We start from the raw sequence: 6,346 nt of genomic DNA, 5'->3' as shown, positions 1-6,346 counted from the left end.
TATGATCCTATCGTTTTATCACTGACGACTGGATATAAGTACAGCCTTGAAAGAAATATTAATGCTGTAGATGAGTATAAACCTGCTGATTTATTTTTCTTCAATCCACAAATTGCTTTCTCTGCTAATGATCTTATTTCGTTGATTGCAGGCTTAAACTTCAAAACTATCGATACTCAAAAGCTCAATGGGCAAATTATGGAAAAAAAACGTAATAATATAGATTATAGTTTTGGAATAGGTTTAGGCTTAGATGACAAGTCTAATCTCAGTATTTTGGCAACCTCCCGCCAAGATTTTAATAATTCAAATGAGATTCGTTTGAATTACAATAGAAAATTCTGATAAAATAAATACTTAATTATAAACTTAAACTAAAAATATTTTTTAACAAGGGTGAAATATGAAACTATTAATATCAACAGCATTAATTTCTACTGCTATGATTGCAACATCAACAATGGCTCAACAACCATTACAAGCATCAACGACTTTAAATACCGTAGAATTAAACACTATTTTTGATGCTTCTCAGTTCGAAAACATTCAAGCGACTGAACTTTCTAATCAAGAAATGAAAGATACTCAAGGGGCTGTTGCAAACTTTGCTATAGGAGCTGGAATAGGTTTTGGTAGTTATAGCCTTTCAAATGGATATAATGCATATTCCGCTTCTGGTTGTTTTTTATGCACAAATTTTGTTAATAATTATTCAAATTCTTGGTCTTGGTCAAATGCTGCTTTTTCTACAGGAGTCGGAGCTCTCACTAGTGGCGTAGGTGGAGCTGCATTACGCAGCACAGGAATTACGCAAAACTGGGGGCAAATGACTTTTGCAAATAGAGGATTCATTGCAAATACAACAAGAAATATACAACGAACATGGACAAATCCTGTGGGAATTGGTATCAAAGTAACAGGAAGTGGGGTCGGATTTGCTGCTAACCAAACATATAATAGATTTAGATAAATCTATTATATTACAATCTAGCATCCTGAATTAATTAAAAATTAATTCAGGATATGAAAATTAAGGAATTCTATGGAAGTAAATGTTTTACTATCATTAACACTGAATGCAGTTATCAGTACAATTATTGGATTTTTTATTATTGGTAAGATACTGGAGAAAATTAAAAATAAGAATAAAACTTTTGCTGCCATATATTTTTTTATATTATTTACTATTATAAGCTTTTTAAGTCTTACATTCATAGACTACAAGAATAATAGGATTCCACTTGAGTTAAATGCTTTTATTAAAAAAATTTCATTTGTATTCATAGATAGTATGGCTCTTTCTTTAATAGTATGTATATTTTTTTCATTTATGATACTAATTCTATATATTTTTGATCATAAAAAATAGGAATATATATGAAATACAACATACTTACTAAGAATTATTTATGAATAAGCTTTTCATTAGCCTAATATTAATGACACAATTCACTCATGCAAATCCCATTTACTTCAATCACTACCACAATGAGATTAAAGTAAAATCATGGAAAGAAATCCGTGATCATAATGTCGTAAAACAAGATCTTGATTTTTCTTGCGGCGCTGCATCGATTGCAACCCTTCTTAATGGTTATTACAACCAAAAAGTAACTGAAGAAGAAGTTTTAAAAATCATGGATAAGGGTGACCTTATGGCATCCTTTGACGATATGCAGAAAGCATTAAATAAATTAGGCTTCCAAGCAAAAGGCTATGCTGTTTCACTAGAAACCTTAGAGAAATTGAAAATCCCAGTCATTGCTTATATCAAGCATAGAAAAAATGATCATTTTACCGTTATTTCAGGCATTAATAACAATTTCGTCAGAATTTCTGACCCATCGCTGGGACAAAGAACACTAAGTACATACCAATTTAAAGAAATGTGGGAAACTCGTGCTGATGATCACTTAAAGGGAAAAATTTTAGTGATTCTTCCTAAGGATCAATCAAGTAATTCGACATTTTTCTCGAAAGATATCAGGCTCGCAACGACACAGGCAATTAAATTACTCGCATCTCAACGTTAAGGATATTCTCGTTTTGTATGTAGGATATTTAAAATATTAATAGCTGTTGAGGTGACTTGATACACAACTAAATAGTTTGGATGTAAAATTTTCTCTCTCGTTCCATCAACACGTCCAAGCCGACCACTATAAGGCATATCAGCTAATCTTTCCGCAGTCTGTAATATCTCATCTGCTAAAGTTAAAGCTGCTATTGGATTATGATCAAATATATAAGTTGTGATACCTTCCAAATCATTAATTGCTGTTTGCTTCCAATTAACGATTAACATTATTTAGACGTTCCTCTCGAAGCTTTTTCATACGAGCAACAACTTGATCATGGGCAACAACAGGACGAGTATCCATTAAAGAGGCTTCAACCTTGGCTTTAAACCATTTGTTATAACTTTCTTCTTGATCAGAATTTTCAAACTCAGACACGATCGGATCAAACTTTGTATTCATATGTGGAACCCTTTTGAGTCCTAATTAAGCAATTTTACTACCTACTGTATGAAATAACTATATTCCGTTTCACATCCCAAAATCCATACCACGACTTTTCTTAGGTTGGGGCTGTTCCATTTCCTTTTTCCGCTCATTCATTTGGACGATATTCGCTTCAATAGTTCGGACGTTTCGAGCAAATTCTGCTGAGCTTTGGCTACTTCTGACGAGACTGAACGCTGTACTGTTGAGATTTTCTCCAGTACGTCCTCGTAGTTCGCTGTAATTTGGCTCATCTCTCTGACTTTGCCATTGATCTGCTCGATATAGGTGGCTGTACTGCGTTCTAGCTCGTGAAATTGTGTCTGTGTTGTCGACAATGACTTTTGTGTTTGCACTAAGTCTTTCTGTACGCTCTCCATTGCCTTTGATTGTGCTGATAAGGCTTGGATAATTTTGTTTTGCATCACCTCTAAACTCTGCTGTTGCTGCTGCAACTGCATTTGTTGTTGCAGTAATTGCTGTTGTTGTTCTTCGATGATTCTCAATAACTGTGTTTCTAATTCGGTCATCGCTTAATACCCCATCGGAATCATGTAACCGTTCTGCCATTCCCCTGCGTTCTTGTTGATCTGAATACACAGACGTTGGGCTTTGCTGTTTTGCTGTCGGCATGTGCTGAACGTCAAACTGCCCCCCGATCGGTTCAGGTGATCCACTCGCATTTGCTTCTCGTTGATTGCCATATTCAGGGTCTGTATTTCGCTGTACTTGTTTTTGCTGACGAGACCGAACGAGAAAATCGCTATAAGCAAAATAACTGCTACTGAAATCAGTCCTATATTCAACATGGAAAGCTGTTTCAGTAGGCTTTTGTTCTGAACTTGCTGTTCTTGGGTCTGGATTTGCTCGTTCATTTGCTTTAAACGGCTCAATTTGGACTGTAGCAAGGCTTGGTACTGCTCGAGGTGCTTCTCGAGCTGCTGTGAGCTGTTCTGTATGTGCTGCGCTAATTTCTCGTCTGACTGTTGGATAGCGGTCGCTGTGATATTGGCTCTTGTGCTTAAGCTGTCTTTGATAGTCTGTGACGTTTGCTCGATACCGCTCAGAAGTTGTTCCTCGGTACGTTGCAATTCGCTGTTGTATTTCTTGTCGATATTCGCCAGTAGCTCTAAAGCCTTGCTCATAAACCTCTCCATTCAAACGGATAGGACGTGTTGCGCCCTCGTATGGGTTTTCGATTGATATTGATTTTTGGGTTTGTCGGGTGACTTTAATTTCATTAGCTTCAAGCCACTGTACCAATTCTTGCCGATCGGCAAATTTGCCATCAATCACAGCTTGGCAAATCCGTTGGTGTAATTGATCTTTAAAATCCTTCACATCCTTAGGTAAGTTCTTCTTATTGATTAAAAGCTGCTGATTGTTCGGGTCATCGGGGTCATACAACCGATGTTCTGCATTGGTAATTCTCTTAAACAAATCCACTCGATCGAGATCCACAGGTGCATAGAATGGCTGTAGCCGTTTGCCTGTTGAAAGCTCAACGTTTGGAATCACAAAATTCAGCTCTAGCCTTGTCTCTCCAGTGTCTTGGTTCACCTTGTCTTGGTGCTGCACCCATAAAATTTGATACTGATCTTGATCAAGACCAGGGAAAAGACATTGCTCAAAATTCAGCATGATCTGCTGTTTATCCTGGTCAGATAAATCATGCTCGTAAAAGGATAAACAACCACTGGTATATTTTTTCGCAAAAGGACTGCTATCAATCAAGTGTGCTGTCAGCTCAACATCACCACTTAACACAAGGGCATTGTCACGCTCTCGATCTTCACCCAATAAATAATCGAGACAACCTTTGGATAATCCTGAACCATGTCTGAAAAAATCAACGATCATTTGGACGTAACTCCCGAAGCTGCTGATCTATCGAAATCAGCAAATGAAGTAGCTTTACTTTGTCAAACGCTCCTGTCCCTGCAATATCTGTATTAATCGCTTTAGCAATTTGATTAACGTTATTTCCTATACGACTTAATTCTAAAATTAACACTCGTTCTGTCTTGCTATACGAAGATTCAACGACCTTTGTTGGTTTAATTTTTTGCTCATCATCTGCTTTGGAATTATGAATCTTGGTCGCTTTCTCTACTGCGGACTGACGTAGCAACTTTGCGATTGAACCATAAGGGTTATTGGCATCGAGCAATTGGTACTCTGATTCTGAAAGTCTGACTTTAAAAGTTCTTTCCCGAACTACTTTCTGTTTAATTACTGAATCTATTTCCATTTGATCAATCCAATTCTCGGTATGAAACAGGTTTAATGGAAAATCTTTGATTTTTCTTTAAGCCGGTTTTCGGGGGTATCGGGGGTGAAGCCCCTGATCAAGGTCACAGCTTAGCACTATTGAACGAAGTGAAATAGGGGTAGCTGTGTATCCTTGCTTATTTAAAAATAGACGAGTGAAATTCGATAAAAGTTAATCAAATGACACGGTATATAAACTCTAGTAAATATTTGCTAGGTTGGCACGAATATTGAAAAATAAAAGGCACTCAACTCATTCTCACCGTACCCCACATCCCTCGCTTTGCTTGGGCTGATGGTGAACGTTGAGAGAGTTTCGGCAATACTTTCCCTAAGGGCGGTCATCTAAAAAAATGACACATCCCCTAAGTACTGCCGATTTAACCTAATGGGCTGACGGAGCCACGCATCGGTCGTATCCGCACCATGCTTAACATACATGGCAGACAAGGACTAAAGGATCTTGCACCTCTCCCCACGCGCTCCCTGTCGAAGTATGGTGGTATCTCTGCGAGGGTAAACACCCAACATACAACTTAACCAACCGATACAACTACTCTCAACGCTCCGCTTTTGTGGGATTCCCCTGTAACGGTTCAGCTCCAGCTTTTCAGCTTTCACTATCGCTACGATGCACCAGTGACACTTATTCCCTCCACATGCACCGTATATCTTCCTTTGAAAAGGGCGCACAGAAGCTGATAAGGCTCGACCGTTAGGTGCTTATTTGATGCTTTAAGAAGCTTATTTAACGAAGATTTTCAATTAAGGGCTTGCCAAACTGTTCTGTTTCTTTAAAATAGAAAGTGGTACATCAAGCCTTTTAGGTGAAATCATAACGGTCGCCAAACCTTATGATCTTCGTTAGATGATGGTTTAGCATCAAATAACTGTACCCACTGAATTTAGTTGAAAACCCCTCTCAGTTGCAAGACTTTGAGGGGTTTTTTTCTTGAAAAATAAAAAAATATTGACCTAATAGCCTCTTTAAGATAAAAAACCGCTGTTTTATAAAATAACAATCTAGGATTTAAATTAAATTGAAACAACTTCTTGCCTTATATTCTTTATGCTTTTTTCAGCTTTCACATGCTGATCTTCCGCTTACTGTTGAAAACTTGATCTCAGATAAAGGTAAGATAACAACTGAGTTTGGTCTGACTTATGGCAACAACAAGATAAACAACACAAAAGTGGGTGGCTATATTCCTGTTCAAATCGCTGACTCATCTTTTATTAATGTACCAACCAATATTCGAAGTGAACAGCTCCAAAATGAGTATCTTGTGACAACACTTGGTCTTAAGTATGGACTGATCAATGACTTGGATGTCAGTTTACGAACCAATCTGCTTTACACATCAAATCGATTCTTAGATGTGAATTCTGAAGAAAAATCTAAAAATGAGACTGATATTTCAGATATTACCATCGGACTAAATTATCAATTTCTACAGGATGCAAAGTATCCTGCCTTAGTTGCTTTTTTGGAAACATCTATCCTTGAGAAGAATGAGAAAGAAAACTCAACTTTTTCAAGTTGGAGTGCTGGAATTACAACATATCGATCT

At 37.3% G+C, this 6,346-nt stretch carries 8 protein-coding genes; 4 read left to right on the top strand and 4 right to left on the bottom strand.

Annotated elements, in window-relative coordinates; genetic code table 11:
* The 3 genes from O1450_RS16450 to O1450_RS16440 all read left to right on the top strand — a co-directional run.
* Positions 1-345: hypothetical protein (locus O1450_RS16450; protein ID WP_269230501.1), on the top strand; the 345-nt coding region annotated here is incomplete at its 5' end.
* 58 nt (positions 346-403) lie between these two features.
* A complete protein-coding gene (locus O1450_RS16445; protein ID WP_269230500.1) occupies positions 404-970 on the top strand; it encodes a hypothetical protein in 567 nt (188 codons plus the stop codon).
* Positions 971-1,409: 439 nt separating this feature from the next.
* Positions 1,410-2,033, top strand: coding sequence for a C39 family peptidase (locus O1450_RS16440; protein ID WP_269230499.1), 624 nt, complete (start codon positions 1,410-1,412; stop codon positions 2,031-2,033).
* On the opposite strand, the gene O1450_RS16435 is transcribed toward O1450_RS16440, so the two are convergent.
* From O1450_RS16435 to O1450_RS16420, 4 genes are all read right to left on the bottom strand, one after another.
* Positions 2,030-2,305, bottom strand: coding sequence for a type II toxin-antitoxin system RelE/ParE family toxin (locus tag O1450_RS16435; protein ID WP_269230498.1), 276 nt, complete (start codon positions 2,303-2,305; stop codon positions 2,030-2,032). The two genes, O1450_RS16440 and O1450_RS16435, sit on opposite strands and share 4 nt — an antisense overlap.
* Positions 2,292-2,480: a type II toxin-antitoxin system RelB family antitoxin gene (gene relB, locus O1450_RS16430; protein ID WP_269230497.1), complete on the bottom strand. Its 189-nt coding sequence runs from the start codon at positions 2,478-2,480 to the stop codon at positions 2,292-2,294. Before relB ends, O1450_RS16435 begins: the two co-directional genes overlap by 14 nt.
* Before the next feature lie 69 nt (positions 2,481-2,549).
* Positions 2,550-4,364, bottom strand: a complete 1,815-nt coding sequence (locus tag O1450_RS16425) for a relaxase/mobilization nuclease domain-containing protein (RefSeq protein ID WP_269230496.1) — start codon at positions 4,362-4,364, stop codon at positions 2,550-2,552.
* Positions 4,354-4,755 carry a MobC family plasmid mobilization relaxosome protein gene (locus O1450_RS16420; RefSeq protein ID WP_269230495.1) on the bottom strand — a complete coding sequence of 134 codons (402 nt, stop codon included), beginning with the start codon at positions 4,753-4,755 and terminating at the stop codon, positions 4,354-4,356. The genes O1450_RS16425 and O1450_RS16420 overlap by 11 nt, the downstream gene beginning before the upstream one ends.
* A 1,060-nt stretch (positions 4,756-5,815) precedes the next feature.
* Between O1450_RS16420 and O1450_RS16415 the strand changes: the two genes are divergently transcribed.
* Positions 5,816-6,346, top strand: a 531-nt coding sequence (locus O1450_RS16415; RefSeq protein WP_442865416.1) for a hypothetical protein, incomplete at its 3' end; no start/stop codon positions are given.

The sequence above is a fragment of the Acinetobacter sp. TR11 genome (genome assembly GCF_027105035.1).
Lineage (GTDB): Bacteria > Pseudomonadota > Gammaproteobacteria > Pseudomonadales > Moraxellaceae > Acinetobacter.
The sequence above is the reverse complement of the archived record's forward strand: the minus strand, read 5'-3'. Positions and strand labels throughout refer to the sequence as shown.

Coding starts and splice junctions, on each gene's coding strand:
- O1450_RS16425 (WP_269230496.1), bottom strand. CDS start 4,364: ATGATCGTTGATTTTTTCAGACATGGTTCAGGATTATCCAAAGGTTGT.
- relB (WP_269230497.1), bottom strand. CDS start 2,480: ATGAATACAAAGTTTGATCCGATCGTGTCTGAGTTTGAAAATTCTGAT.
- O1450_RS16435 (WP_269230498.1), bottom strand. CDS start 2,305: ATGTTAATCGTTAATTGGAAGCAAACAGCAATTAATGATTTGGAAGGT.
- O1450_RS16440 (WP_269230499.1), top strand. CDS start 1,410: ATGAATAAGCTTTTCATTAGCCTAATATTAATGACACAATTCACTCAT.
- O1450_RS16420 (WP_269230495.1), bottom strand. CDS start 4,755: ATGGAAATAGATTCAGTAATTAAACAGAAAGTAGTTCGGGAAAGAACT.
- O1450_RS16445 (WP_269230500.1), top strand. CDS start 404: ATGAAACTATTAATATCAACAGCATTAATTTCTACTGCTATGATTGCA.